Genomic DNA, 26315 nt, shown 5'->3' on the forward strand with positions numbered 1-26315 from the left:
CCGCCGACCCCGGGACCGGACCGCCGACCCCGGGACCGGACCGTCGTCCTCCGGGACCGGGCCGTCGTCCTCCGGGACCGGACCGTCGGATGGTGCGACGGTCGGTCGATGTGACGGCAGGGGCGGCGGGGGCGTCCGTCGGCGCCGCCGTACGAGCACCGTCGGACACGCGCCGCACGGGTGGTTCGCGAGTGGCGGGCGGGGCGCCCGGGGTGCGCGGCGGTAGGTTCCCGACCGCGGGACCGGCAGGTCGGCCCGGGTCGGACGATCACCGGTACGAGGCTCGCGAGCGTGAGCGGGACAGTATGCACCGCGCTGTCGCCCGATCGCCGGAATATGCCCGAAGCGCTTGCTGCGTTCCGTCCCCCCGCCCATCCTGAGGCGTATTCGTGTCGCGGCCGGTGCCCGACCGACGAGACGGCGCGGACGAACGGGCGCGGGCGAACGGATCGCGCGGGCGCCCGGGCACGGCTCGGGCGGCACCGGGCGACGGGCTCGGGCCCGCCGGCCGGTCCGGCCCGACCGGGACTCAGCCGAACTGCGAGTGCGGGTGGTGGAGCGGTGCAGGTTCTTCAGGTACAGCTGGCGGTGCAGGCTGACCCCGCCGAGGTCGGTCGGGCCCGCCGGTGGGTGCGCTCGCGGCTGCTGAACCACGGGGTGGACCCGGACGCGCCGATGGCCGAGACGGTGGTGCTGGTGGTCTCGGAGCTGGTGACCAACGCCGTGGTGCACACCGGCTGTCCGGCCGTGCTGCGGCTCTGTCTGCCGGTGGCCGACGGCCCGCAGGAGGGCGGCCCGGCCGCCCCGCTGCGGGTGGAGGTCGCCGACGCGAGCCAGGCCCCCCCGGCCCCGCGGCACGCGGGCGCGGACGAGGACGCGACCAACGGGCGCGGCCTGGAGCTGGTCGAGCTGCTCTGCGAGCGCTGGGGCTGGTACCCGGACGGCTCGGGCAAGCGGGTCTGGTGCGAGATCGGCAGTGACGCCCGGCCGACCGAGCCGCTGGCCGACGTGGACTGGGCGGCTTTGGCGCAATAGCGGCTTTCGCGGCGGCCGTCCGCGGGTGCCGATCACCGGTGCTGATCACCGGCCGAAAGGTGACGCAACCATTCCGAATTTCGGACTACCCATTGACGTGACGTATCCGACTGATCACTCTTGGGTGCGGCGCTCCGTTGCGAGGGGACGCCGAGGGGACGTTCGTCCACCGTCGCGGTGCTGCTGTCCAGGGGATTCGTGCCAGCAGGGGGGATCGCGGACGGTCGGCCACGGGCCGCTCCTTGGCGAGTGCGGAGGGTGTGGCGCGGACTCAGGGCTCGCGCGCCGCGGTTGGATGGCGGCCTGCCGTGCCGTGCTCGCAGTGCGCTCGGCCTGCCGCCATCCAATGCGTCGCCCCCGTGCGACAGGATCCGGCCACCGGCCGGTCCGTTCCCAGACTTCGCTCAGGAAGCCCGTCGGGTAGGGCCTTCGGCGACGGTGGGGCTCCCGTGGCCGGTGCCGCTCTCGGGGAGGGCGCTGCTTTCGGGAAGGGCGCTGCTTTCGGGAAGGGCGCTGCTTTCGGGGAGGGCGCGGAAGGTGCGCCGGTAGGCGCTCGGCGCGACGTCGAGCCGGCCGCGCAGCTGGAGCCGCAGCGAGGCGGCGGTGCCGAAGCCGGACTCCCGGGCGACCTGGTCGATCGTCAGGTCGGTCCGCTCCAGCAACTGGCGGGCCCGCTCGGTGCGCTGGGTGGTGATCCACTGGCCGGGGCTGGCCCCGGTCTCCTCCCGGAAGCGCCGGGTGAAGGTCCGTACGCTCATCCCCGCCCGGTCGGCGAGCTGCCGCAGCACCAGCGGCCGGTCCAGGTGCTCCAGCGCCCAGGCGCGCACCGCGGCGGTGCCGCTGTCGCCGGGGTCCACCGGGCTCGGGGCCTCCACGTACTGCTTCTGGCCGCCCTCGCGCCACGGCGGTACCAGGCAGTTGCGGGCCACCGCGTTGGCCACCGCGCTGCCGTGGTCGCGGCGCACCACGTGCAGGCAGAGGTCCACCCCGGCGGCCACCCCGCCGGAGGTGAGGACGTCGCCGTCGTCGGTGTAGAGCACGTCGGGGTCCAGCCGCACCCGGGGGAACAGCTGGGCGAAGCGCTCGGTGTAGCGCCAGTGGGTGGTGGCCGGGCGGTCGTCCAGCAGGCCGGCGGCGGCGAGCACGAAGGAGCCGGTGCAGATCGACATCAGCCGGGTGCCGGGCCGGATCCGGGCCAGCGCGGCGGCCAGTGCTGGGGTGAAGCAGGTGTCGGCGACGGCCGGGCTGGAGTCGGCGGAGGCCGGGATCACCACGGTGTCGGCCCGCTCCAGCAGTTCGGGCCCGTGGTCGACGACGATCCGGAAGTCGGCGCTGGTGGCGACCGGCCGCCCGTTCAGGGTGCAGGTGGCCACCTCGTACAGCGGCCGCCCGGCCGGGTCCTTGGCGCCGCCGAAGATGCGGGCGGGGATGCCGAGTTCGAAGGCGATCACGCCCTCCAGGGCGAGTACCGCGACCAGGTGTGCCATGCCGTCCCCTCGGATGTCGGTGGGTCCGGGCCAGCCTACGTCGGACCTTGGCCCGATTCTTGCGAAAGCTGTCATTCAGGCCACTCGTCCGGCGCCGGGCGGCCCGGAACACTCGTTCGCGTGACCGAACGCCGTGTCCTCGCCCCCGCCTCCCGCTCCGGACCGCCCGCCCCGGCCAAGCGCCCCCGGGTGCACTACGCCTGGGTGGTGGCCGCCGTCTCCCTGCTCGTCCTGCTCGGCTCGGCCGGCTTCCGCTCCACGCCGAGCCTGATGATGGACGCCCTGCACAACGAGTTCGGCTGGTCGCTCGGGACGATCTCCAGCGCCACCTCCGTCAACCTGACGCTCTACGGCCTCACCGCCCCGTTCGCCGCCGCCCTGATGGACCGTTTCGGGGTGCGCCTGGTGGTGGTCTGCGCGCTGCTGACCATCTCGGTCGGCGCCGGGCTGACCATGCTGATGCGCGAGCCCTGGCAACTGGTGCTCTGCTGGGGCGTGCTGGTCGGCCTCGGCAGCGGCTCGATGGCCGGCGCCTTCGCCACCACCATCACCGGCCGCTGGTTCCAGGCCAGGCAGGGCCTGGTCACCGGGGTGCTGACCGCCGCCGGGGCCGCCGGGAACCTGGTCTTCCTGCCGGTCGGCGCCTGGCTGGTCGAGCAGCACGGCTGGCGCTCGGCCGTGGTCGTGGTCTCGCTCGCCGCCAGCGCCGTCGCCGTCCCGGTCCTGCTGCTGATGCGCGAGCGGCCCGCCGACGTCGGCCTGCTCCCGTACGGCGCGACCGAGGCCCCGCCCGCGCCGGTGACCGAGGGCCGCGCCCTGACCCGCTCGCTGAAGGTGCTCCGGGACGCCGCCCGCACCCGGGCGTTCTGGCTGCTGGCCGGCTCCTTCGCGATCTGCGGCGCCACCACCGCCGGCCTGGTCGGCACCCACTTCATCCCGGCCGCGCACGACCACGGCATGCCGGTCACCACCGCCGCGAGCCTGCTCGCCCTGATCGGCGTCTTCGACGTGGTCGGCACCGTGGCCAGCGGCTGGTTCACCGACCGGGTCGACTCCCGGCTGCTGCTCACCGTCTACTACGGGCTGCGCGGGCTGTCCCTGCTCCTGCTGCCGCAGCTGATGGCCGGCACGCTCCAGCCGCCGATCCTCGCCTTCGTGATCTTCTACGGGCTGGACTGGGTGGCCACCGTGCCGCCGACCGTCGCGCTGTGCCGCCGGCACTTCGGCGGGGACGCCCCGATCGTCTTCGGCTGGGTGCTCGCCGCCCACCAGATCGGCGCGGCCGTCGTCGCCGGACTGGCCGGCCTGGCCCGCGACGCGCTCGGCAACTACGACCTCACCTGGTACGGGGCCGGCGGGCTGTGCGCGGTCGCGGTCGGGCTCTGCCTGGCGCTGCGCACCGGGCGGACCGACCGGGCGGTGCCGGCGCTGCCGTGACGGCCGGTGCCCCCGGTGGGCTCCGGTGACGGCCGGTGCCCCCGGGCGGGGCTGTCGTACCGGAGGTCTAGGCTCCGGTCCATGGCCGCCCTGACCTTCACCCTGGACCCGAAGCCCGACCCGGACCTGCGGACGGACATCGTCCGGCTGTGGGTCGACGTCACCAACGCCGGCGGGGCGGTCGGCTTCGTGGCGCCGGTCACCGAGGAGGAGGTCTGGGACACCGCCGACCACCAGTTCGCCGGGATCGCGCCGGACGGTCCGGACCGGTTGCTGGTCGCCCACGAGAGCGGGACGGGCCGGCTGGTCGGCGTGCTGTTCTTCGAGTCGATGCGCTTCGACCTCATGGAGCACTGGCGGATGCTCAAGCGGGTCATGGTGCACCCCGACTTCCAGGGCCTCGGCCACGGCGCCCGGCTGCTCGCCGAGGCCGAGCGGGTGGCCCGGGAGTGGGGCCTGGAGTCGCTGCGGCTCACCGCGCGCGGCGGCCAGGGGCTGGAGCGGTTCTACGCCCGCAGCGGCTACCGGGAGGTCGGCCGGGTGCCGGCCGCGATCCGGGTCGCCCCCGGGGACGACCGGGACGACATCACCATGTGGCTCGACCTGCGCTGACACCGGCCCCGGTCGGGCCGTCCGGGCCGGACCGGGTGCCCCGTGCCCCGTTCCGGCTGTCAGGCATGCTTGACTGGAGGACCGGCCCCAGCGCAACGAAGAAGGATGTGTCGAGTGACCAGCAACGGCCCGGAGAAGTCGCACGCCACGCTCCGCTACACCTCCATGCGGGTCAGCATCTTCCTCGGCTGCCTGCTGGTGGCCCTGCTGCTCGGGCACTTCCAGGTCATCCCGGTCAGCGGCGAGGCCGGCATGATCTTCCTCTTCCTGCTGGCCGCGCTCGCCTCCGCGCCGCTCAGCTACGCGCTGCTGGGCAGGCAGCGCGACGCGATGTCCGAGCAGATCAGCGGCAAGGTCTCCGGGATGCGCAGCCGTACCGCCGAGCGGATCGCCGCGCAGAACGCCGAGGAGGACGCCGCCGACGACGCCGCCCGCGCGGCCACCGCCGGCCAGAGCTGACCCCGGCCCCGCCCGCGAGCGCAGCCGCCGTGCCCGCCACCCGAGACTCCGTGCCGTCCGAGCCGCCTTCCGCCGAGTCGCCCGAGCCGTCTTCCGCCGTGCCGTCCGAGCCGCCTTCCGCTGAGCAGCCGTCCGCCGGGCAGCCGTCCGTCGAGGCGGCGCTCGGCACCTGGCCGGCCCCCGTCCGCCGGCCCACCGGCCGGGACGTGGCCCGGCTCGCCGGGGTCTCCCAGGCCACCGTCTCCCTGGTCTTCTCCGGCGCCGAGGCCGGCCGACGGGTCTCCGAGGCGACCCGGGAGCGGGTCCGGGAGGCCGCCCGCAGCCTCGGGTACCGCCCGCAGGCGGCCGGCCGGCAGCTGCGGCTCGGCCGCAGCGGGATGATCCTGCTGGCCGTGCCGAACCTCCAGGGCCCGTTCTTCGGCCGGGTGCTGGAGGGCGTTCACGAGGAGGCCGGCCGCAACGGCCTGGCCGTCGTGGTCAGCTCCGGCTGGGGCAGCGCCACCCTCGCCGAGGCCGCCACCGCGGGCCGCTTCGACGGCCTGCTGATCTGCTCCCCGGACGACAGCCAGCTCGGCGAGCTGCCCGCCGACACCCCCGCCGTCTTCCTGGACGCCGACCCCGGCACCGACCGGGCGCGTCCGACCGTCGAACTCGACGTGGCCGGCGGGATGCGCGCCGCGGTCGAGCACCTGGCCGCGCTCGGCCACCGCAGGATCGGCCGGCTGCGCTCCAGCCACTCCGCGTACACCTTCCGGGTCCGGCAGGCCGCCTTCGAGCAGGCCGTCCGTGAACTCGGCCTGGAGGTGGTGGAGTTGGGCGTGAGTCTGAACGACGGACATCGGGCCGCGCGGGCCGTCGCGGGCCGGCTGCTGGAGCGGGCGGACCGGCCGCGCGCGGTGCTCTGCGACGACGACGTGGTCGCCTCCGGGGTCTACCAGGCCGCCGCCGAGCTGGGGCTGCGGGTGCCGGAGGACCTGTCGGTGGTCGGCATGGACAACGTCGCGGTGGCCGCGCTGCTCGCCCCGCCGCTGACCACCGTCGACCTGCCGGGCGAGGAGCTGGGCCGGGCGGGCGCGGCCGCGCTGGCGGCCCTGCTGCGCGGGGAGCGGGTGGCGCCGGTCGCGCCGCTGGCGACCTCGCTGGTGCTGCGCTCCTCCACGGCGCCGGCCGGTTCGGCCTCGACGGGCTGATCACGGTCCGTCACCACTGGGTGGTGCCGCTCCGTCCGGATTGCCCCCGTATGGCCCTCAGGTGGCTCACAGATGCCCCTCGGATGCGTTCAGAATTGCTCCAATCGGGTGAATAATCCTCATTTACTCTCGCGCCGTACCTCCATTCGGATTAACAGAGGGTGAGATTCCAGGATGCGGACGCTCCGATCAATACCCTCACCCTCGTCCAAGGCGGGCCGGATGGCCACCGCCCTGGGCCTCTTCGCGGGCACGCTGCTCACCGGCACCCTCACCGTCCCGACCGCCCAGGCGGCCGTCGGCTTCACCAAGACGGTGGACAAGCCGACGGCGGCGCCCGGCGAGAACGTCACCTACACCCTGCGCTACACCTGTTCCGTCACCGACTGCGCCAACGGCCGGATCACCGACACCCTCCCGGCCGGGATGGAGTTCGTCGGCTGGACCCCGGACGCGAGCACCGTCGACGTCGCCGGCTCGACCGTCCCGGCGGCCGGCACCGTCGGCGGCACCCTCGACATCAGGCTCCTCACCCTCACCCCGGGGACCACCGCGACCGTCAAGGTCGTCCTCAGGTTCCCCAACTTCACCACCCCCAACGGCACCAAGGCCGTCAACTCGGCCACCCTGACCGCCGACGGCGAGCCCGAGCAGTCCGGCTCCGCCACCACCGGCGCCGTCGTCCAGCCCGACTACAAGGTCACCAAGGGTGTCCAGACCAGCAGCCAGGACGGCCGCTCGGTCACCTACCAGTTCAGCGCCTGCTCCACCAGCGGCGTCCCCAACGTCGACCTGGACGCGAGCCGGCTGGTCGACACCCTGCCGCCCGGCGCCGTCGTCGACACCGGCCGCTCGCCCGGCTGGACCCAGGACCCGGGCAACCCCGACCGCTGGGTGTTCGACATCGGCGCCTTCCGGGCCGGCAACGGCCAGGCCGGCTGCCGCAACCCCGGCGTCCTGGTCGTCAACTACCCCGACCCGGCGTTCCCCAGCGGCACCACCTCCACCAACTCGGTGGTCCTGCAGGGCGACCCGCTCGGCCCCGAGGGCATGCGCGACCTGTCCGACGCCACCGCCGTGTCCCCGGTCTTCCAGCCGCCGACCACCGGCATCCAGGTCACCGCCTCCAAGGTCTGGCAGGACCGGGTGGTCTCCGGCGACATCGCCTCCTTCAGCCTCCACGCCGTCAACACCGCCGGCCCTGTCACCCGCCTGGTGATGACCGACCCGGGCGGCGGCACCACCACCGGCCTCTACAACTGGCTGATCCCCCAGTCCATCCAGCTGGAGGCCTGGAACCCCGCCACCATCGGCCTCACCCTCCAGTACCGGCTCGACGGCGACCCGACCTGGCGGACCTTCACCCCCGGCAAGCCGTTCGACGGTTCGGGCAGCCGCCGGATCACCTTCGCCGAAGGCGCCGGGAACCCGGCGAACGACGTGCTCGGCCTCCCGGCCGGCCGCCGGCTCGACGGGCTGCGCTTCGAGTGGAACGGCCCCGTCCCCACCGGCTGGAGCCCCGGCAACGCCGTCCAGGTGCTCTCCCAGGTGGTCACCCCCGGCCACGACGGCCGCACCGCCCCCGGCCCGCTGCACAACTGCGTGGACGTGACCGGCACCGACGCGGCCGGCGCCACCGCCTCGGCGAACGCCTGCGCCGACACCACCGTCTCCGCCGCCACCAACCTGGGCGCCGCCAAGACCACCGTCTCCGGCGAGGTCCTCGCCCCCGGCGGCATCGCGACCTTCCAGCTCACCCCGTACAACCGCACCGGCCGCACCCTGGGCACCCCGCTGGTGATGTACGACCTGCTGCCGCCCGGCCTCGTCTACCAGGACGGCAGCGCCCGGCGCGACCCCGGCTACCCGGAGTCCGTCGCCCCGAGCTCCGTCCAGGTGCTGCCCGGACCGGACGGCCGCCAGTTGCTCAAGCTGACCTGGCCGGCCGGCGCGCCCGACATGACCTACCTCAACGACCACCGGGCCTACCGCACCCTGATCGACGTCCAGGTGGCCGGCAGCGCCAGGCCCGGGACCCTCACCAACGACGCGTACGTCACCACCGAGGGCGCCGGGGAACCCGTCGCCTGCTCCTACTTCGGCACCGACAGCGGTGTCCCGGACACCCACGACCTCGACGGCGACGGCAACACCACCGAGACCATGTGCCACGCCTCCTCCCGGGTCGAGGTGCAGGTCCCGGCCGTGCTGCGCTCCTTCAAGGAGGTCAAGGGCGACCTCGACCAGGACTACGCCACCACCGGCACCACCACGCCCGGCGGCGGCCTCTCCTACCGGCTGACCGTCCGCAACGACTCGCCGGACCCGGTCACCGACTTCGTCGCGTACGACAAGCTGCCCACCCCCGGCGACTCCTACCTGCTGCGCCCGGACGTCCCGCGCGGCTCCGCCTGGACGCCCTCGCTCACCCGGCCGCTGACCTCCAGCGACCCGACCGTGGCGATCGAGTACACCACCTCGCCGAACCCCTGCCCGACCGGCCCGATCACCGTGCCCGGGCCGTGCGACGCGAACGCCACGTGGAGCACCGACTTCCCCGGGCCGGGCAACACCACCTGGTTCAAGGTCAGCCGGCCGGGCACCCTGCCGTCCGGCGGACTGTTCACCCTGACCTGGCCGATGGTCGCCTCGGTGGACGCCGGCAACGCCGACTTCGCGTGGAACAGCTTCGCCTACACCGCCACCGACTCCACCGGTAGCCCGCTGCTGCCGGCCGAGCCCGCCAAGGTCGGCGTCGGCGTCCAGGCGCCCGCGCCGCCGGACAACGCGCTCGGCGACCACGTCTGGGCCGACCGCGACGGCAACGGCGTCCAGGACCCCGGCGAGAACGGGGTCCCCGGCGTCCGGGTCGAGCTGCTGGACGGGACCGGACAGCCGGTCCGGGACAAGCTGGGCAAGCCGGTCACCACGGTGACGGACGCGGACGGGAACTACCTGTTCGACAAGCTGCCGGACGGGGAGTACGCGGTGCGCTTCGACCTGACGACCGCTCCGGCGGGCGCCAGGGCCACCACGCGGCACGCGGGGAAGGACCCGGCGCGGGACTCGGACGCCGACCCGGCCACCGGGACCACCCAGACCGTACGGCTGTCGGGCGGGGCCCGGGACCTGAGCCTGGACCTGGGGCTGGTGCCGGTGGACGAGCCGACGCCTACGCCTACGCCTACTCCGACTGCGACTCCGACGGGTTCGCCGACGCCGACCGGTTCCCCGTCTCCGACCTCGTCGCCGACTCCGACGAACTCGCCGTCCCCCACGGGTTCGCCGACGCCGACCGGTTCGCCCACGGGTACGCCCACGAGTACGCCCACCGGTTCGCCGGCACCGACGGACTCGACCTCGCCGTCGGACGGCCCCTCGAACGGCCCGTCGTCGAGCGAGCCCCCGAGCACGGGTGAGCCCGGCGGGCCGTCGCAGGATCCGCAGCGGCCGTCCCCGGACCGGGATGGCGGCGAGCTGCCGCACACCGGTGGGCCCGGTCTGCTGCCGGCCGCTCTCGGCGCCGCCGCCCTGGGCCTCGGCGTGCTGTTCACGGTGGTCGCCCGGCGCCGTCGGGGCCGCCACAGCTGACCGCGCGTGGCTGATCACCCGTAGGTGAAGGACAGGAAGGACAAGACCGCGCCCGCCGGCCAGACCACCGGCGGGCGCGGTCGTTCGTGGGGGCGGGTCAGCCCACCGGGACGGGCTGCTCGGCGGGGGCGGCCGGCGCCGGGTGGAACCAGCGCCGGGCGCCGAACAGCAGCAGCCCGCCGAGCGCGATGCCGCCCACCGCGCACAGGGCCACCGGGCGCAGCGAGTCCTCGGCGAGCTTGCCGGAGACGGCGTAGCCGAGCGAGTTGCCGGTGGCGAACAGCGTCACCAGCCAGGCGAAGGCCTCGGTGACGGTGCCGGTCGGCGCCAGTTCGGCGACCAGCACGAACGCCGCCGCCAGCAGCGGGGCCAGCATGATCCCGGAGAGGAAGGCCAGCGCGGCCATCGGGTACGGCCCGGGCAGGGTGATCAGCGGCAGGTAGGAGGCGGCCATCGCGAGGGCCATCATCCAGGTGCGGGTGGCCGTGGTCTGCCGCCAGCTGACGGCGCCGTAGGCGAGTGCGCCGAGCAGGCCGCCGAGCGCCGCCAGGGCGAGCAGGGTGCCTCCGCCGCCGGGCAGCGCGCCGACGTTCCGTTCGGCGTAGGCGATGAACAGCACGTTCTGCGCGCCGACGGCCCAGCCGGCCCCGGCCAGTCCGACCAGCAGCAGCACCAGCCCGGGGGAGCGCAGCGGTCCGAGCAGTCCGGCGGACTGTTCCCGGGCCGGGGCGCGCCAGGACCGGGCGGGTCCGGTGGTGGCCACGATCAGCGCGCCGGCCAGTCCGAGTCCGGCGGCCACCCAGAGCGCGGCGACCGGGCTGAACAGTCCGGAGATGGCGGCGACGGCCAGTGGGCCGGCCACGTAGAGGATCTGCTGGGAGGCGGAGTCGAAGGCGTACGCGGTGTCGAGCTGCTTCTCCTCGACCACGTCCGGCCAGAGCGAGCGCAGGCAGGGCTCCAGCGGGGGCATGGCGAGGCCGGCGATCGCGGCCCCGACGGGCGCGCCGACCGCGGAGCCGGGGGCGAGGGCGAGCAGCGCGTACCCGCCGCCGGCCACCACGGCGGAGGCGAGCAGGACGCGCGGCTGTCCGGTGCGGTCGATGATCCGGCCGAGCACCGGCCCGCCGACGGCGGCGGCGATCGCGTAGCAGGAGGTGGCCAGTCCGACCCGGCCGTACGTCACTCCGGCGTCGCGCAGCGCGAGGGCGATGACGAGGGCGGTCATGCCGGCGGGCAGGCGGCCGAGCAGGGTGCCGAACAGCAGGCGGGTGACGTGCGGGGCACGGAGCAGGGCGAGGTAGCCCATCGGCGTCCTCTCCGGGTGGGCAGGCAGGGGCGGGGACGCCGCCAAAGTTATACGTATAACCGTTCAGCGGTCAATCGGACCACCGAGCCGTCCTGATGGGGCGTCAGCTTCGTTCGTGTCCGGAGCGCGGGTTCGCGGCGGGGTTCGGGTGGGCAGGAACTCTCCGTGACCTCAAACAAGTACTTTGAACATCTCAAACCTTTGCTGCTAACGTATCGGCCATGACAGCCTCAGACGCACTGCGGATGCACGGCCCGGGCCCGCTGCCCGGCGCCGCCCGCCCGTGTGCTCTGACCGGTGCTGTGGACAGTCCGCGCCGTTGTCGCGCCATGGGCCGTTGCCGCGCCATGCGCTGTACCGCCCCGAGCTGTACCGCGGCGGCACGCCCCTGATCGGGGGTCGACCCCTTCGTCCGGCCCCGCGCCGTGCCGCCTGCTCCGCCCCCACCTCACCGTCAGCAACGCCCTCCCCCGGAGACGCTCCCCCATGTCCACAGCGCCCGAGGCGACCTCGTCGCCGTCCGTGCTCGCCCGCATCCGCAAGACGCCCTTCTGGGTGCAGATCGTCGCCGGCCTCGTGCTCGGCGTCGGCCTCGGCTACCTGGCCCGCGCCGCCGACATCTCCTGGCTGGCCACCACCCTGGAGACGATCGGCAAGATCTTCGTCCAGCTGCTCAAGGTCGCCGTCCCGCCGCTGGTGTTCACCGCGATCGTGGTGAGCGTCGCCAACCTGCGCAACGTCACCAACGCGGCCCGCCTGGCCACCCGCACGCTGCTCTGGTTCATGATCACCTCTCTGATCTCGGTCGGCATCGGCATCGGCCTGGGCCTGCTGACCAACCCGGGCGAGGGCACCAACCTGAAGACCGAGGGCCTCAAGGCGCTCGACTCCAAGGGCACCTGGATCGACTTCCTGACCGGGATCTTCCCGACCAACATCGTCGACTCGTTCGCCAAGGTGAACGTGCTCCAGATCGTCTTCCTGGCGGTCGTGGTCGGCGCGGCGATCATCAAGCTCGGCGCCAAGGCCGAGCCGGTCCTCAAGCTCAGCGAGTCCGTGCTGGAGCTGACCCAGACCGCCCTGTGGTGGGTCATCCGGCTCTCCCCGCTCGGCACCCTCGGCCTGATCGGCAAGTCCGTCGCCAAGTACGGCTGGGACCTGCTGAAGCCCTTCGCCACGCTGACCCTGGACATCTACCTCGGCTGCGCGCTGGTGCTGTTCGTCGTCTACTCGCTGGTGCTGCGCTTCGCCGCCGGGCTCAACCCGCTGCACTTCTTCAAGGGCGCCTGGCCCGCCATCCAGCTGGCCTTCGTCTCCCGCTCCTCGGTCGGCACCCTGCCGGTCACCCGCCGCGTCACCGAGCGCCTCGGCGTCCCGAGCGAGTACGCGTCCTTCTCCGTGCCGTTCGGCGCCACCACCAAGATGGACGGCTGCGCCTCGATCTACCCGGCCGTCGCCGCGATCTTCGTCGCCCAGGTCTTCAACATCGAGCTGGGCATCAAGGACTACATCCTGATCGCCTTCGTCTCGGTGGTCGGCTCGGCCGCCACCGCGGGCCTCACCGGCGCGATCATCATGCTGACGCTGACCCTGTCCACCCTGGGCCTGCCGCTGGAGGGCGTCGGCCTGCTGCTCGCCATCGACCCGATCCTGGACATGATGCGCACCGCGACCAACGTCGCCGGCCAGGTCGTCGTGCCGATCGTGGTCGCCGCCCGGGAGAAGATCCTGGACGTCGCCGCGTACAACAACCCGTCCGGGGACCTGTACGAGGAGGACGCCAAGCCGGCCGTCGTCGCCGCCCAGGGCGGAGCGGCCACGGCCGCGGCCTGAGGCTCGTTCGGCCTCCGGTCCGGCCGCTCAGCCGGAGGCCGAATGCCCGATCGGACGCCAGAGGGGACGTCCGATCGACCGGACGGAAAGGGCCCTCTCCCGGTGACGGGGGAGGGCCCTTTCCGCATTCCTTTTCTCCGCACCCGAACTTCCCGGCCCGAACCACCCGTTCGATGTTCGAGTGACGTTCGAGTGGAGTTCGGCCGGAAGGCGTTCGAAAAAAGGCAGGGGGCCCGCCGGACGGGCGGGCCCCCTTGGGTACTGCTCTTGTGCTCATGGTGGCGGCTGTCGGGAGCCGCCGGCGGACCCGTCGGGGTCCACGAGCGATCAGATCATCAGAGGATGGTCAGACAGCGGTGACGTTCTCCGCCTGCGGGCCCTTCGGGCCCTGGGTGACGTCGAAGGTGACCGCCTGGTTCTCCTCCAGCGAACGGAAGCCGTTCGCGTTGATGGCGGAGTAGTGGACGAAGACGTCCGGGCCGCCGCCCTCCTGGGCGATGAAGCCGAAGCCCTTCTCAGCGTTGAACCACTTGACGGTTCCCGTGGCCATGCCGTTCTCCTTGCGAGGCGTGTCGGGGGCCACACCGTGTGGCACCCGGTCCGCTGCGCTGATCGCCCTGCCTCCGGACGTGTCCGAAATTTTTCGATATTGCTGAAAAACTACAAAAAGCCTGCGGTTACATGCTCCGCAGGCTTCAAGTACTGCAAGGGGAATCAAACTGCAACTGAGGGCAACGCTAGCATGCGGCCGCTGTGACGACCAGAGGTCACTTACGGCGTGGAAGGCGCGTGTCGTAGGGCGGTCCTGAGGCGCTCACAGGGGCCGGGCGCAAGGCTGTTGCGGGTGTTCGCCGGGTCGGTTGCCGGGCGGCCGTCGGTCGGTCGGGAGGGTGGTCAGCCCGGTGGTCGTCGGCCGTTCGTCAGGGTGGGGGCGGGCGCGGAAAGGCCCGCCGGCGGCGCGTGAGGGCGTGTCGGGTGGCCGGTGCGAGCCACCGCCGACAGCAGGCATACGCTGCGGGGAGGCACGAACAGCAAGGGAGCGGCGCAGTGGCAGCACCGGAAGCACGAACACCGGACGCGCGGACGCGGGAGCCCCGGCAGGACACCCCGGTCAGGCCGCGGGTCGGCCACATCCAGTTCCTGAACTGCGTCCCCCTCTACTGGGGGCTCGCCAGGACCGGCAACCTGCTCGATCTGGATCTCACCAAGGACACCCCGGAGAAGCTGAGCGACCAGCTCGTCGACGGCGCCCTGGACATCGGCCCCATCACCTGCGTGGAGTACCTGCGCAACGCGGACGACCTGCTCGTCCTGCCGGACATCGCGGTCGGCAGCGACGGCCCGGTGATGTCCTGCCTGATCGTGAGCAAGGTGCCGCTCGCCGACCTCGACGGCCGCCGGGTCGCCCTCGGCTCCACCAGCCGCACCTCCGTACGGCTCGCCCGGCTGCTCCTGGAGGAGCGCGAGGGCGTGCGCCCGGACTACTTCAGCTGCCCGCCGGACCTCGGCTCCATGCTCGCCGAGGCCGACGCCGCCGTCCTGATCGGCGACCCGGCCCTGCGCGCCTACCTCGGGCAGGCCGCCGACCTCGGGCTGACCGTCCACGACCTCGGCGAGATGTGGAAGGAGTGGACCGGACTGCCCTTCGTCTTCGCGGTCTGGGCGGTGCGGCGCGAGTTCGCCGAGCGCGCCCCGGAGATGACCGCCGCGGTGCACCGGGCCTTCCTGGAGTCCCGCGACCTGTCGCTGGTGGAGGCCACCAAGGTCGCCGAGCAGGCCGCCCGCTGGGAGACCATCGGGGCGGACGTGCTGGAGCGGTACTTCAGCGAGGCGCTCGACTTCTCGCTCGGCGAGCGGCAGCTGGCCGGGGTCACGGAGTTCGCCCGGCGGGTCGCGCACGACAGCGGGTTCGCCCCGGACGTCGCGGTGCGGCTGCTGGAGCCGGCGGCGCTGCCGCTGGGGTCGTAGGGCCCGTCCTCGCCCCCGCCCGCGGGGCGACGGGAGTGTGACGACGGCCCCCGGGGGCGCGCGGTCCGGCTCCTGGCCCCGTTCCGGTCCGCGGGCCGGGCGGGGCCCGGCCGGGCCCGGTACGGTCTGCACCCGAGGCGCGTCCGGCTGACGGTCGGTCGGATGGCCGACCGGACGGCCGACCCGGGTGGTCGGCCGGCCGGGTGGCCGCTCGGCCCCCGGCGGTCGGCGGCGCGCGCGGCCGAGCGGGCGAGGGAGCGTACGGGGATGCGGGCACTGGGGTCGGACGATCCGCGCCAGGTGGGCGGCTACCGGCTGCTGCGGCGGCTCGGCGCGGGCGGGATGGGCCGGGTCTACCTCGGCCGGACGGCCGGCGGGCGCACCGTCGCCGTCAAGGTGGTGCGGTCGGAACTCGCGGACGACGCCGAGTTCCGCGCCCGGTTCCGGCAGGAGGTGGCCGCCGCCCGGCGGGTCGGCGGCGCGTGGACCGCGCCGGTCCTGGACGCCGACACCGAGGGCGGGCAGCCCTGGGTCGCCACCGGCTACGTGGCGGGCCCCGCGCTCGGCGAGGCCGTCCGGACGTACGGGCCGCTGCCCGAGCCGGCCGTGCGCTCGCTCGGCGTCGGACTCACCGGGGCGCTGGCCCACGTCCACGGGCTCGGCCTGGTGCACCGGGACGTCAAACCCTCCAACGTGCTGCTCACCCTGGACGGGCCCCGGCTGATCGACTTCGGGATCGCCCGGGCACTGGACGCCGCCGGCGGCCTCACCCGTTCCGGTTACGTGGTCGGTTCGCCCGGCTTCATGTCACCCGAGCAGGCGAACGGGCAGGCGGTCGGGCCGGCCGGGGACGTCTTCTCGCTCGGCGCCGTCCTCGCCTTCGCCGGGTCCGGCGTGCACCCCTTCGGAGAGGGGGTCAGCGCGGCCGTGCTGCTCTACCGGGTGCTGCACGAGGAACCGGACGTGGCCGGACTGCCCGAGCCGCTGCGGGGGACCGTCCTCGCCTGCCTGGCCAAGGACCCGGCCGCCCGCCCCACCCCGCGGCAGCTCCACGACCGGCTGGACCCGGACGGCACGGCCGCCACCCGGCTGTCGCACGGCGGCTGGCTGCCGGCGGAGCTGGCGGCGGGGGTGGGGCGCAGTGCGGTGGGGCTGCTGGACCTGGACCTCGACTTGGACCCGGGCCCGGACCCGGAGGGGATTCCGGGGGCTTCGGGGGAGCCGGCTCCGGAGGCGGGTGCTCTCGGGGTGGTGCGGACTCCGACCGTCGCATCCGGGGGCGGGCCGGAGGGCGAGGGGGATCGGCAGCCGCTGTGCTCGGGTGTCTGGGACGAGCCGGCGGGGGCGCGGCCGCGGCGGGTCCGGACCGGGGTGGCGGTCGCGGCGGCCGTGGCGGCGCTCGCGGTGCTCGGGGGCGGCGGGTACGGGCTGTACGAGTGGCTGCACCGGGCCGAACCGGCGGCCTCGGGGCCGTCGCCGACGGTGGGGCCGCTGCCGGAGGTGTCGGTCGATCCGAGCCAGGCCGTCCTGCCGAGCGGGGCCTACGGCTCCGGGGTGGCGTCGGCCCCCGGTGCTCCGGGGAGCGCGACGTCGTCCGCCCCGGGCGCGGTGCCACCCGGGACGGGCGGGCCGAGCGTGGTGCCCGCCGCCTTCCTGGGCACCTGGAGCGGGGACATGGTCACCGACAAGGGGCTGCCCGCCGGGACCACCACGCTCACCGTCCGTCCGGCGGCGATCGGTCAGGAGAGCACCACCAGCCGCAACGCGGCCTCCGGGCTGATCTCGATCAGCTGCGAGGGCGCCTGGACGCTCAGGTCGGCCTCCGCCACCGCGCTGGTGTTCCAGTCCCGGCTGGTCCGCTCCTCGATCCCCGGCGCCTGCACCGGCGGCTCCAACGCGGAGACGCTCACCCTCCAGTCCGACGGGACGGTCCGGTTCACCTCCGCCGACCCGCCGGCCGGGAACCCGGCGGGCACGATGCGCAGGGCGAACGGCTGAGACGTGGTCCGAGCTGCTCGGGGGTGGTCCGGGGTGCTCCGCGCGCTGTTCAGCGGGCTGACGCGGGCGGCGGAATGTGCTGGCGTAGGCTGGTTCGGCCGTACCCGAGTAGCACTTGAGAGAGAGAAGGCCGCCAGGTGACCGAGCTCGCAGCGACCACCCTCGATGCGTCCAGCACCGACCTGAAGGCCGTGCTCGACCGGGCCGCCGCCGGCGGCCGGATCACCCCGGAGGAGGCGCTGGAGCTCTACCGCTCCGCGCCGCTGCACGCGCTCGGCTCCGCCGCCGACGCGGTGCGCCGCCGCCGCTACGCGGGTACCGAGCACATCGCGACGTACATCATCGAGCGCAACATCAACTACACCAACGTCTGCGTGACGGCGTGCAAGTTCTGCGCCTTCTACGTGCCGCCGAAGAGCGACAAGGGCTGGTCCCGCGAGCTCGACGAGATCCTGCGCCGCTGCGCCGAGACGGTCGAGCTGGGCGGCACCCAGATCATGTTCCAGGGCGGCCACCACCCGGACTACGGCGTGGAGTACTACGAGCGCGCGTTCTCGGCGATCAAGGCCGACTTCCCGCAGCTGGTGATCCACTCGCTGGGCGCCTCCGAGGTCGAGCACATGGCGCGGATCTCGGGCGTCTCCGTCGAGGAGGCCATCACCCGGATCCACAAGGCGGGCCTGGACTCCTTCGCCGGCGCCGGCGCCGAGCTGCTGCCGGAGCGGCCGCGCAAGGCGATCGCCCCGCTGAAGGAGTCCGGCGAGCGCTGGCTGGAGATCATGGAGATCGCCCACGGCCTCGGCGTGGAGTCCACCTCCACCATGCTGATGGGCACCGGCGAGACCAACGCCGAGCGGATCGAGCACCTGCGGATGATCCGCGACGTGCAGGACCGCACCGGCGGCTTCCGGGCCTTCATCCCGTACACCTACCAGCCGCAGAACAACCACCTGAAGGGCTCGACCCAGGCCACCGTCTTCGAGTACCTGCGGATGATCGCGATCGCCCGCCTGTTCCTCGACAACGTCGCCCACATCCAGGGCTCCTGGCTCACCACCGGCAAGGAGGCCGGCCAGCTGTCGCTGCACTACGGTGCGGACGACCTCGGGTCCGTGATGCTGGAGGAGAACGTCGTCTCGGCGGCGGGCGCCAAGCACCGCTCCAACCTCACCGAGCTGATCCACCTCATCCGGGCCGCCGACCGCGTCCCGGCGCAGCGCTCGACCACGTACGAGCACCTGCGGGTGCTGGACGACCCGGCCAACGACCCGGTCGACCCGCGGGTCGCCTCGCACATCGCCTCCACGGCGATCGAGGGCGGCACCGCGCACCCCGAGCTGAAGATCCTGGACAACTGAGTCCTCGTTCCTCCTCCCTTCCTTCTTGTCGTGCCGGTGCCGGTGCCGCTGATGGTGGTGCCGGCGTCGGCGCTGTTGCCGTTGCCGTTGCACTTGCCGTTGTTGTCGAAGTCGAAGGCGCTGTTGTGCTGACTCTGCACCGGGCGGCGTTCGTGCTGCCCGACCCGGCCGATCCCACCGCCCCGTCCATCGCCGACGGGGCGGTGGTGGTGCGTGGCGAGCTGGTCGAGGCGGTCGGGCCGTACGGGGAGCTGGCGACCGGGTACCCGGGCGCGCGGGTGCGGGACTGGGGGGCGGCCGTGCTCGCCCCCGGGCTGCGCAATCCGTACGGGCACTGGCTGCTGGAACGCGCGTACCACCCGGATCCGCGGGAGGAGGTCGGCGTCGAACCGGTGGCGGACGGGCTGGCCGGGTCCACCGACGAGGCGCGGTGCGGGGCCAGCGCCCGGCGGGGGCTGCAGCGGATGCTCGGGTACGGGGTGACGGCGGTGGCCGGGCCCTTCGAGCGGGCCTCGGTGCGGACGGCGGTGGCGCGGTCGGGGGTCGTGGGGCTGCCCGGTTCCGCCGTGTCGTCCGCTGTGTCGTCCGGCGGGGTGGGCGGCGGGCCGCAGGACGGCGGGCCGGAGGGCAGCGGGCCGCAGGACGGTGGCGCGCGGCCGTTGGACCCGCTGGCCGTCCTGCCGTTCGCCGAGGCCGTGTACGGGCGGGTGGCGGCCGGGGGCCGGGCGGACTTCGCGGTGTTCGCGACGGCCGCGGTCGCGGGGGACGGGGGCGCGCAACCGGTGGCCGGCGGGTGCCTGGCCACGGTGCTGGGCGGGCGGTTGGTGTACCGCCGACGCTGAGACGGGCGTCACGGCGGGTGTGACGTACTCGTCAGTAGCCGGATTTCCTTGTGGCGCACGGGACTTCCTTCGTGTGCACCCGAACTCCGGGACCGGTACCGGAGAGTGATTGTCCCTTCATCGTGACCTGAGGGCCCGCCAGCGGATACGATCCCGGACAGCTCACCCACTCCGTACCCTCACCACACCACCGCCCGCGCCCGCGGGTGGCGGGGCCGTGTCCCCGGCCCCGAAGGCAAGCCAGGACAGGAACCATGCGAACCGCGACCGTTCCCCCGCCGCGCACCCCGCGGATGGGCCGTGGTTGGTACCTCGCCGCCGTGCTCAGCGCAGTGCTGGCCGTCGGCATGTGCCTGCTGGGTTGGCGCCAGGCCGACCAGGCCGACCGGATCGAGGCGCACCCGGTGAGAGTCGAAGGAGTCGTCACCCAGCTCCCGACCGGCGGCGGCACCTACAGCGCCGTCAGCTACCGGGCCGACGGGGAGCCGCACACCGCGGCCGCGCTGCCGCTCTCGGACAGCGCCAAGGTCGGCGACGCGGTCTGCCTGGAGCACGCCGCCGACGACCCGGGCGCGGTACGGATCTGCGGCGACACCTACCCGCAGCCGGTCGGCGTGGGCCTGGCCCGGTTCAGCGTGCCGGTGGCCCTCGTGTTCTTCGTGATCTGCGTGCTGCGCATCCGTCGGCACCACAAGGCCCTCGCGGTCCGCAGCGGGCAGGGGGCGCTGGCCGCCAACCTCGCGTTGGCGGCGGGGGCGCTCGCGGACGGGATGCCCGCGATAACCCACGGCAAGCGGTCCCGGCGGCGGCGCCGCGCGGGCGGGCGGCGCGCCCAGCACTGACGGGGGCGTGCGGGAACGGCCCGACCGGTGAGGACCGTGGGGGGCGGCCGGTGAGGTCCATGGGCGCGGCCCCGTTGGTCGGGGTGTCCGTGCGAGGGTGAACAATGGGGGGCGTGACCCGAGCCTCTCTGGACAAGCAGCCGCACGAAGTCGCCGCCATGTTCGACGACGTCGCGGCCAAGTACGACCGCACCAACGACGTGCTCTCCCTCGGCCAGGCCCGCGCCTGGCGCCGGGCGGTGGCCGAGGCGGTGGCCGCCGGCCCGGGAGACCTCGTGCTCGACCTCGGGGCCGGCACCGGCACCTCCTCGCTGCCCTTCGCCGAGGCCGGGGCGAAGGTCGTCCCGTGCGACTTCTCCGTCGGCATGCTCACCGAGGGCAAGGGCCGCCACCCCGAGCTGGCGCTCACCGCCGGCGACGCCACCCGGCTGCCGTTCGCGGACGACACCTTCGACTCGGTGACGATCTCCTTCGCGCTGCGCAACGTCCAGGACACCGACGAGGCGCTGCGCGAGATGCAGCGGGTCACCAAGCCCGGCGGCAAGCTGGTGATCTGCGAGTTCTCCACCCCGACCTGGACGCCGTTCCGGACGGTCTACACCGAGTACCTGATGCGCGCGCTGCCGCCGGTGGCGACCGCCGTCAGCAGCAACCCGGAGGCGTACGTCTACCTCGCCGAGTCCATCCGGGCCTGGCCGGACCAGCCGGGGCTGGCCGCCAAGCTCCAGGACAACGGCTGGTCGAAGGTCGCCTGGCGGAACCTGACCGGTGGGATCGTCGCGCTGCACCGGGCGTACAAGATCGCGTAGCCGGGCTTGGCGGGCTCGGGGCTCTGGGCTCGGCGGGCCCGGTGGGCCCGTGGCCCGGTCGCTCGGCCGCCCGGCTGCCCGGCTCGGGTTGGTGGTTGGGGCGGTCGGGGCTGGCGGTCGGGGCTGACGGGCGGAGCCGGAGGTCGGGGGCGGGGGCGCATCCGGTGGCGTGAGCGGAACTAGACTGCCGGAGACAAAGCCGCCGTCCCCCGCCGCAGTTCCAGGAGTGTGTCCACGTGTCCGAGACCGCAGCCGATCTGACGAAGCCGGACAGCCCCGTCGAGAGCACGGCCGACGTCATCGTGGTCGGCGCGGGCCCGGCCGGCGCCACCACCGCGTACTACCTGGCCCAGGCCGGGCTGGACGTGCTGCTGCTGGAGAAGACCGCCTTCCCGCGCGAGAAGGTGTGCGGCGACGGCCTGACCCCGCGCGCCACCAAGCAGCTGGTGGACATGGGCATCGACGTCTCCACCGAGAACGGTTGGCTGCACAACAGGGGCCTGCGCATCATCGGCGGCGGCGTCCGCCTGGAGCTGGACTGGCCTGAGCTGTCCTCCTTCCCCGACTACGGCCTGGTGCGCAAGCGCGCCGACTTCGACGAGCTGCTCGCCCGTCAGGCCGAGAAGGCCGGCGCGCGGCTCTACGAGCGCTGCAACGTCAGCGGGCCGGTCCTGGACGAGCGCACCGGCCGGATCGTCGGCGTCACCGCCAAGCTCGGCGACGAGAAGCGGCCGGTCACCTTCCGGGCCCCGCTGGTGGTCGCCGCCGACGGCAACTCCACCCGGCTCTCGCTCGCCATGGGCCTGCACCGGCGCGAGGACCGCCCGATGGGCGTCGCCTACCGCACCTACTTCACCTCGCCGCGCCACGACGACGACTACTTGGAGTCCTGGCTGGAGCTGTGGGACACCCGCGACGGCGACCGCAAGCTGCTGCCCGGGTACGGCTGGGTCTTCGGCATGGGCGACGGCACCTCCAACGTCGGTCTCGGCATCCTCAACTCCTCGCCGGCGTTCGGCGAGCTGGACTGGCGCGAGGTGCTCAAGGCCTGGTGCGCCAACATGCCGGAGGAGTGGGGCTACACCCCCGAGAACATGACCGAGCCGATCCGCGGCGCCGCGCTGCCGATGGCCTTCAACCGGCAGCCGCACTACACCCGCGGCCTGCTGCTCGTCGGCGACGCGGGCGGCATGGTCAACCCGTTCAACGGCGAGGGCATCGCCTACGCGATGGAATCCGGGCAGATCGCCGCCGGGGTCATCGTGCAGGCCCTCGCCCGGGTCACCGACGGCGGCCGCGAGCGCGCCCTCCAGGCCTACCCGCGCATCCTCAAGGACGTGTACGGCGGCTACTACACGCTGGGCCGCGCCTTCGTGAAGCTCATCGGCAACCCCAAGGTGATGCAGATCGCCACCCAGCGCGGCCTCACCCACCCGATGCTGATGCGCTTCACCCTCAAGCTGCTCGCCAACCTCACCGACCCGCAGGGCGGCGATGCGATGGACCGCGTGATCAACGGCCTCGCCAGGGTCGCGCCGAACGCCTGACGGCTGGTGTCTGGCGCCTGACAGCTGGTGCCTGACGGCTGGTCTCTGGCGCCTGATGCCTGGCGGCTGACGCCGAAGGGCCGGACGCCGAACGCCTGGCGCGGACCGGGTGTTGGGGCCGGTGGGGATGTCCGTCCCCGCCGGCCCTACGGCTGTTCGGCCGCCCGGGGTGCCTCCGGCGCCCGGCGGGAGGCGGCGGAGCGCTGCTCGACGTAGGCGAGACGCTCGTCGAAGATCCGGGCCGCATCGGGGGTGAGGGTCCTCAGGGCGACGAGGGCGGTGAAGACGACGTCGCAGAGCTCGTGCTGGACGTCCTCCCAGGTGTGGGTGACCCCCTTGCGCGGGTTCTGGCCGGTGGCGCCGATCACCGCGGCACCGACCTCGCCGACCTCCTCGGAGAGCTTGAGGATCCGCAGCAGTCGCTCCTCCTGGGGCGACTGCGTGCTCTGCTCGTCCAGCCGTGCGACCAGGTCGTCGACGCTCTCCCAGATCCGGCTGTCCATGCGGCGTTGCTCCTGCTCCCACGCGGTGTCGTTGGTGTTGCCACCGTACGGGAGCGGGGGCGGGCGGGAGCGGGCCGGGGCTGTCCGGCCCGCCGGGGACGAGCAGCCTCAGCGGGCGCTGATCTTCACGTTGCGGATGTTCACCGGGAGGTTGGGGAAGCCGTCGCCCGGGTTGTTCTGGTCGTCCTCGCCGCCGGCGGCGATCTTCTGGAGCACGTCCAGACCGCCGGTGATCCGGCCGAAAGGGGTGTAGGCGGGGGAGAGCTTGGTGTCCTTCCAGACGAAGAAGAACTGGCTGCCGTTGGTGTTCGGGCCGGCGTTGGCCATGGCCACGGTGCCGGCCGGGTAGGTGGCGCCGGTCAGGTTCTCGTCCGGGAACGAGTAGCCGGGACCGCCGCTGCCCGTGCCGGTCGGGTCGCCGCACTGGAGGACGTAGATCCGCTGGGTGGTGAGGCGGTGGCAGTGACTGCGGTCGAAGTAGTCGTGCTCGGCGAGGAACCGGAACGAGAAGGTGGTGCAGGGCGCCTTGTCGGTCAGGGCCTCGAAGCTGATCTGGCCCTGACTGGTCCGCAGTGTCGCGCGGTAGCGCTTCGCCGCCTTCTTGGCGTCGAACACCGGGATGCCCTTGAAGTTGTCGGCCGGGACGGCCGGTGTGTAGGCGCAGCCGGTAGCGGGGGTCGCGGCCGCGGGGGTGTCCGCGATGGCGGTGCCGGTGCTCGCCACGAGCGGGAGGACGGTGGCGGCGGCGACCAGCGCCCAGTGCTTGCGCTTCATGTGACGGGCCTTCCGGGGGGTGGTGGACGGCGGTGTTGTCATGGGTGCATCATCCACGGCCGGATGGGGATGCGGTAGGGGTTGGGGCGGCCGTGGCTCCCCGGGCGGCGACAGTGTGATGGTTTGTCAGTTCTGCTCCGGGGTGGTCGTGGTGGGTGTGAAGAGTCCCGCGCGGGCGGCCAGGGCCGCGGCGTCGGCGGCCCGCTCGGCGGTGCGGGCGTCCAGCGGCTCGCCGGAGACGAAGAGGCGGTAGTAGAGCGGCGCGGTGGCGGCCCGGACCACCTCGGTGCCGTCCGTCCCGGCGGGCAGCTCGCCCCGGGCGACGGCCCGTTCGGCCACCTCGGCGGCCTGGCGGTGGCGGGCCGCGAAGAAGGCGCGCAGGGCGGCCGCGCCGGTGTCCGAGCGCTGGGCCGCGGAGATCAGCGCGGTGGGCGTGGGGCCGAGCTCCGGATCGGTGAAGACGCTGAACACCTCCTGGGTGATCCGGCGGAGGTCCTGCCGGAGGTCGCCGGTGTCGGGCAGGGGCCAGGGCTGGTCGGCGGAGGCGGTCAGGGCGTCGGCGACCAGGCCGTCCACTCCGCCCCAGCGCCGGTAGAGGGTCGCCTTGTGGACGCCGGAGCGGGCGGCGACCGCCTCGACGGTGAGCCCGTCGTACCCCTTTTCGGCGACCTCGGCGAGCGTGGCGGCGACCACCTCGGCCCGGACCCGGGTGCTGCGGCCGCCCGGGCGCGGGGTGGGGGTGCGGGGCTCCGGTGCGGGGTGGGTTGCTCCAGTCAAAGTCGACTCCAGTCGCATTAAGGCTTGCTGTGGGGTGGCGGCCGTGCCATGCTCATCGTAATGCGACTCACGTCGCATTACGAGAGGAGCCCGCGTGCCTGCCACTGCCGTTCCCGACCCCACCGCCCTCCACCCGCTCGCCGGCCACGACCGGGTCGTCCTGCTGCGCCCGCTCGTCACCGACCCGCGAATCGAGGTCGGCGAGTACACCTACTTCGACGACCCCGACGGTGCCACCCGCTTCGAGGAGCGCAACGTCCTCTACGCGTACGGCCCCGAGCGGCTGGTGATCGGCAGGTACTGCGCGATCGCCACCGGCACCCGCTTCCTGATGGCCGGCGCCGCCCACCCGACCGTCGGCGTCTCCACCTTCCCCTTCACGATGTTCGGCGGCAGCTGGACCGAGCGGACCCTCGACATCGTCACGGGCCTGCCCAGCCGGGGTGACACCGTGGTCGGCAACGACGTCTGGTTCGGCCACGGGGCCACCGTCCTGCCCGGCGTCCGGATCGGCGACGGTGCGATCATCGCGGCCGGGGCGATGGTCACCGCCGACGTCGAGCCCTACACCGTCGTCGGCGGCAATCCGGCCCGCCCGATCCGCCGCCGCTTCGACGACGCCGACATCGAGTGTCTGCTCCGTGCGGCCTGGTGGGACTGGCCGGTGGAGCTGGTCACCGAGCACGTCCGCGCCATCATGTCCGGCACCCCGGCCGACATCGAGGCGATCGCCGCGGCGAACGGTCTGTTCTCCGCCTGACCCAACCGTGCCCGTGGAGGGCATTGATCATCGGGGGCCCGGTGCGCGAAGATGGCGCCCCCTTGCTCCGCGCACCGCCCCGTCCACTGCCGGGCCTTCCGCCCGGCTCCTGGGTCCGTCCGACGCCGTACGGTACTCGCGCCCGCCGGTTCCGTTCGTTCGGAGGGATCTTTCGCATGCCAGCCTCCTTGTCCGACCCGTCCGAGGGTTCGTCCTCGTCGGTCCTTCGCGATCTTCCGGTCCTGCTCGTGGCCGTGGTGTGGGGATCGAGCTTCCTCGCCGTCCAGCGGGTGGCCGAGCCCGGGACGGTCGTGGCGATGCTGGTGCTGCGGTTCGGCCTGGTGCTGCCGCTGCTCGGGCTGGTCGCCTGGCGTGCCCTGCGGAGGCTGAGCCGCGCCGAGTGGCTCGGCGGCGCCGCGCTGGGGCTGGTGCTCAGCGGGATCTTCCTGCTGGAGACCTACGGAGCCGTGCACACCTCCGCGACCAATGCCGGGCTGATCATCAGCCTCGCGATGGTGCTCACGCCGCTCGGCGAGAGCGCCCTCGCCCGGACCGCGCCGCCGAAGGCCTTCCTCGCCGCCGCCGGGCTGGCCGTCCTCGGCGTCGCCCTGCTCACCGGGGACGGCGGGCTGCGCCCTCCGGCACTCGGTGACCTGCTGGTGCTGGGCGCCGCCCTCGTCCGCTCGGCGTACGTCCTCGCGATGGCCCGCACCCGGGCCGTCCGCGACACCGACGCGCTCGCCGTCACCTGGGTCCAACTCGCGGTTGCCACCGGTGTGTTCGCCGCCGTCGCGTTCCTGGTCGGACCAGCGCCGTGGACGGTCGCGCGTTCGTACGGGGCCGGCCAGTGGGGCTGGCTGCTGCACCTGTCCTTGTTCTGCACCCTGTTCGCCTTCTTCGTCCAGATGTGGGCCGTGCGGGCCACCTCGCCCTCGCGGGTGAGCCTGCTGCTCGGGACCGAGCCGCTCTGGGCCGCCGTCTTCGGCATCACCGTGGCCGGGAACCGCATGGGCCCGCTCGCCCTGCTCGGCGGAGCCCTGGTGCTGGTCGCGACCGAGTGGGGCCGGCGCACCGCTCCCGTACCCGCCCCGGCTGCCGCTCCCGCCCCGGCGCCGCACCCGGCCGGGGGCGAGTGCGAGAGCGGGGCCGACGCGGTGGGGCCGGGCGCGGAGCCGGCTCCGGTATGA

General features: G+C 73.7%; 22 protein-coding genes. 16 read left to right on the top strand and 6 right to left on the bottom strand.

The annotated features are described in order from the left end of the window. The first annotated feature begins 561 nt into the window (after positions 1 to 561). A complete protein-coding gene (locus tag AMK13_RS34115; protein ID WP_049658191.1) occupies positions 562 to 1035 on the top strand; it encodes an ATP-binding protein in 474 nt (157 codons plus the stop codon). Positions 1036 to 1439: 404 nt separating this feature from the next. On the opposite strand, the gene AMK13_RS34120 is transcribed toward AMK13_RS34115, so the two are convergent. Continuing rightward, positions 1440 to 2522 carry a GlxA family transcriptional regulator gene (locus AMK13_RS34120; protein WP_074005506.1) on the bottom strand — a complete coding sequence of 361 codons (1083 nt, stop codon included), beginning with the start codon at positions 2520 to 2522 and terminating at the stop codon, positions 1440 to 1442. Positions 2523 to 2642: 120 nt separating this feature from the next. Here AMK13_RS34120 and AMK13_RS34125 point away from each other — a divergent pair, with 120 nt between their 5' ends. The 5 genes from AMK13_RS34125 to AMK13_RS34145 all read left to right on the top strand — a co-directional run bounded on the left by AMK13_RS34125 (position 2643) and on the right by AMK13_RS34145 (position 9811). Beyond that, positions 2643 to 3959 (top strand): MFS transporter, encoded by a 1317-nt coding sequence (locus tag AMK13_RS34125; RefSeq protein ID WP_074005507.1) that lies wholly within the window; start codon positions 2643 to 2645, stop codon positions 3957 to 3959. 81 nt (positions 3960 to 4040) lie between these two features. Continuing rightward, complete coding sequence (locus tag AMK13_RS34130; protein ID WP_074005508.1) at positions 4041 to 4571, top strand: GNAT family N-acetyltransferase; 531 nt, start codon at positions 4041 to 4043, stop codon at positions 4569 to 4571. 114 nt (positions 4572 to 4685) lie between these two features. Further along, positions 4686 to 5030, top strand: coding sequence for a DUF4229 domain-containing protein (locus tag AMK13_RS43835; protein WP_380718657.1), 345 nt, complete (start codon positions 4686 to 4688; stop codon positions 5028 to 5030). 98 nt (positions 5031 to 5128) lie between these two features. Further along, the gene (locus tag AMK13_RS43145) at positions 5129 to 6220 is read left to right on the top strand and encodes a LacI family DNA-binding transcriptional regulator (protein WP_158077780.1); all 1092 of its coding nucleotides are present in this window, start codon (positions 5129 to 5131) and stop codon (positions 6218 to 6220) included. Between the two features lie 222 nt (positions 6221 to 6442). Beyond that, complete coding sequence (locus AMK13_RS34145; protein ID WP_074005510.1) at positions 6443 to 9811, top strand: SdrD B-like domain-containing protein; 3369 nt, start codon at positions 6443 to 6445, stop codon at positions 9809 to 9811. A gap of 97 nt (positions 9812 to 9908) precedes the next feature. On the opposite strand, the gene AMK13_RS34150 is transcribed toward AMK13_RS34145, so the two are convergent. Then, positions 9909 to 11117: an MFS transporter gene (locus tag AMK13_RS34150; RefSeq protein WP_074005511.1), complete on the bottom strand. Its 1209-nt coding sequence runs from the start codon at positions 11115 to 11117 to the stop codon at positions 9909 to 9911. Positions 11118 to 11603: 486 nt separating this feature from the next. Here AMK13_RS34150 and AMK13_RS34155 point away from each other — a divergent pair, with 486 nt between their 5' ends. After that, positions 11604 to 12950, top strand: coding sequence for a dicarboxylate/amino acid:cation symporter (locus AMK13_RS34155; RefSeq protein WP_049655677.1), 1347 nt, complete (start codon positions 11604 to 11606; stop codon positions 12948 to 12950). A gap of 346 nt (positions 12951 to 13296) precedes the next feature. Here the strand turns inward: AMK13_RS34155 and AMK13_RS34160 are convergent, their stop codons facing one another. After that, entirely contained in the window at positions 13297 to 13500 is a 204-nt protein-coding gene (locus tag AMK13_RS34160) for a cold-shock protein (protein ID WP_045692393.1), read from the bottom strand. A gap of 497 nt (positions 13501 to 13997) precedes the next feature. Here AMK13_RS34160 and AMK13_RS34165 point away from each other — a divergent pair, with 497 nt between their 5' ends. The 7 genes from AMK13_RS34165 to AMK13_RS34195 all read left to right on the top strand — a co-directional run bounded on the left by AMK13_RS34165 (position 13998) and on the right by AMK13_RS34195 (position 22314). Continuing rightward, entirely contained in the window at positions 13998 to 14918 is a 921-nt protein-coding gene (locus AMK13_RS34165; protein ID WP_074005512.1) for a menaquinone biosynthetic enzyme MqnA/MqnD family protein, read from the top strand. Positions 14919 to 15185: 267 nt separating this feature from the next. Further along, positions 15186 to 16916, top strand: a complete 1731-nt coding sequence (locus AMK13_RS34170; RefSeq protein WP_074005513.1) for a protein kinase domain-containing protein — start codon at positions 15186 to 15188, stop codon at positions 16914 to 16916. A 137-nt stretch (positions 16917 to 17053) separates the two neighbouring features. Then, on the top strand, positions 17054 to 18274 hold the full coding sequence (gene mqnC, locus AMK13_RS34175; RefSeq protein WP_049651178.1) for a cyclic dehypoxanthinyl futalosine synthase: 1221 nt from the start codon (positions 17054 to 17056) through the stop codon (positions 18272 to 18274). A gap of 125 nt (positions 18275 to 18399) precedes the next feature. Then, positions 18400 to 19116: an amidohydrolase family protein gene (locus AMK13_RS34180; RefSeq protein WP_074005514.1), complete on the top strand. Its 717-nt coding sequence runs from the start codon at positions 18400 to 18402 to the stop codon at positions 19114 to 19116. A 254-nt stretch (positions 19117 to 19370) separates the two neighbouring features. Then, complete coding sequence (locus tag AMK13_RS34185) at positions 19371 to 19958, top strand: hypothetical protein (RefSeq protein ID WP_074005515.1); 588 nt, start codon at positions 19371 to 19373, stop codon at positions 19956 to 19958. 113 nt (positions 19959 to 20071) lie between these two features. Next, positions 20072 to 20767, top strand: a complete 696-nt coding sequence (locus AMK13_RS34190; RefSeq protein WP_049651181.1) for a demethylmenaquinone methyltransferase — start codon at positions 20072 to 20074, stop codon at positions 20765 to 20767. Positions 20768 to 21024: 257 nt separating this feature from the next. Continuing rightward, the gene (locus AMK13_RS34195; protein ID WP_049651180.1) at positions 21025 to 22314 is read left to right on the top strand and encodes a geranylgeranyl reductase family protein; all 1290 of its coding nucleotides are present in this window, start codon (positions 21025 to 21027) and stop codon (positions 22312 to 22314) included. Between the two features lie 146 nt (positions 22315 to 22460). Here AMK13_RS34195 and AMK13_RS34200 read toward each other — a convergent pair whose 3' ends face one another. From AMK13_RS34200 to AMK13_RS34210, 3 genes are all read right to left on the bottom strand, one after another. After that, complete coding sequence (locus AMK13_RS34200; protein ID WP_074005516.1) at positions 22461 to 22817, bottom strand: MazG-like family protein; 357 nt, start codon at positions 22815 to 22817, stop codon at positions 22461 to 22463. A 108-nt stretch (positions 22818 to 22925) separates the two neighbouring features. After that, on the bottom strand, positions 22926 to 23633 hold the full coding sequence (locus AMK13_RS34205) for a peptidylprolyl isomerase (RefSeq protein WP_241853149.1): 708 nt from the start codon (positions 23631 to 23633) through the stop codon (positions 22926 to 22928). Positions 23634 to 23717: 84 nt separating this feature from the next. After that, positions 23718 to 24368 (bottom strand): TetR/AcrR family transcriptional regulator, encoded by a 651-nt coding sequence (locus AMK13_RS34210; RefSeq protein WP_074005518.1) that lies wholly within the window; start codon positions 24366 to 24368, stop codon positions 23718 to 23720. 94 nt (positions 24369 to 24462) lie between these two features. Between AMK13_RS34210 and AMK13_RS34215 the strand changes: the two genes are divergently transcribed. Continuing rightward, on the top strand, positions 24463 to 25128 hold the full coding sequence (locus AMK13_RS34215; protein ID WP_075983692.1) for a CatB-related O-acetyltransferase: 666 nt from the start codon (positions 24463 to 24465) through the stop codon (positions 25126 to 25128). Positions 25129 to 25304: 176 nt separating this feature from the next. Then, positions 25305 to 26315, top strand: a complete 1011-nt coding sequence (locus AMK13_RS34220) for a DMT family transporter (RefSeq protein WP_079272752.1) — start codon at positions 25305 to 25307, stop codon at positions 26313 to 26315.

This window comes from Streptomyces sp. CB02056 (assembly GCF_001905545.1).
GTDB lineage: Bacteria > Actinomycetota > Actinomycetes > Streptomycetales > Streptomycetaceae > Kitasatospora.

What these genes read in the sequence shown, in the direction of transcription:
- AMK13_RS34120 (WP_074005506.1), bottom strand. Translation starts at nt 2,522, where the DNA reads ATGGCACACCTGGTCGCGGTACTCGCCCTGGAGGGCGTGATCGCCTTC.
- AMK13_RS34150 (WP_074005511.1), bottom strand. Translation starts at nt 11,117, where the DNA reads ATGGGCTACCTCGCCCTGCTCCGTGCCCCGCACGTCACCCGCCTGCTG.
- AMK13_RS34220 (WP_079272752.1), top strand. Translation starts at nt 25,305, where the DNA reads ATGCCAGCCTCCTTGTCCGACCCGTCCGAGGGTTCGTCCTCGTCGGTC.
- AMK13_RS34170 (WP_074005513.1), top strand. Translation starts at nt 15,186, where the DNA reads ATGCGGGCACTGGGGTCGGACGATCCGCGCCAGGTGGGCGGCTACCGG.
- AMK13_RS34200 (WP_074005516.1), bottom strand. Translation starts at nt 22,817, where the DNA reads ATGGACAGCCGGATCTGGGAGAGCGTCGACGACCTGGTCGCACGGCTG.
- AMK13_RS34185 (WP_074005515.1), top strand. Translation starts at nt 19,371, where the DNA reads ATGCGAACCGCGACCGTTCCCCCGCCGCGCACCCCGCGGATGGGCCGT.
- AMK13_RS34160 (WP_045692393.1), bottom strand. Translation starts at nt 13,500, where the DNA reads ATGGCCACGGGAACCGTCAAGTGGTTCAACGCTGAGAAGGGCTTCGGC.
- AMK13_RS34130 (WP_074005508.1), top strand. Translation starts at nt 4,041, where the DNA reads ATGGCCGCCCTGACCTTCACCCTGGACCCGAAGCCCGACCCGGACCTG.
- AMK13_RS34155 (WP_049655677.1), top strand. Translation starts at nt 11,604, where the DNA reads ATGTCCACAGCGCCCGAGGCGACCTCGTCGCCGTCCGTGCTCGCCCGC.
- AMK13_RS34145 (WP_074005510.1), top strand. Translation starts at nt 6,443, where the DNA reads ATGGCCACCGCCCTGGGCCTCTTCGCGGGCACGCTGCTCACCGGCACC.
- AMK13_RS34205 (WP_241853149.1), bottom strand. Translation starts at nt 23,633, where the DNA reads ATGACAACACCGCCGTCCACCACCCCCCGGAAGGCCCGTCACATGAAG.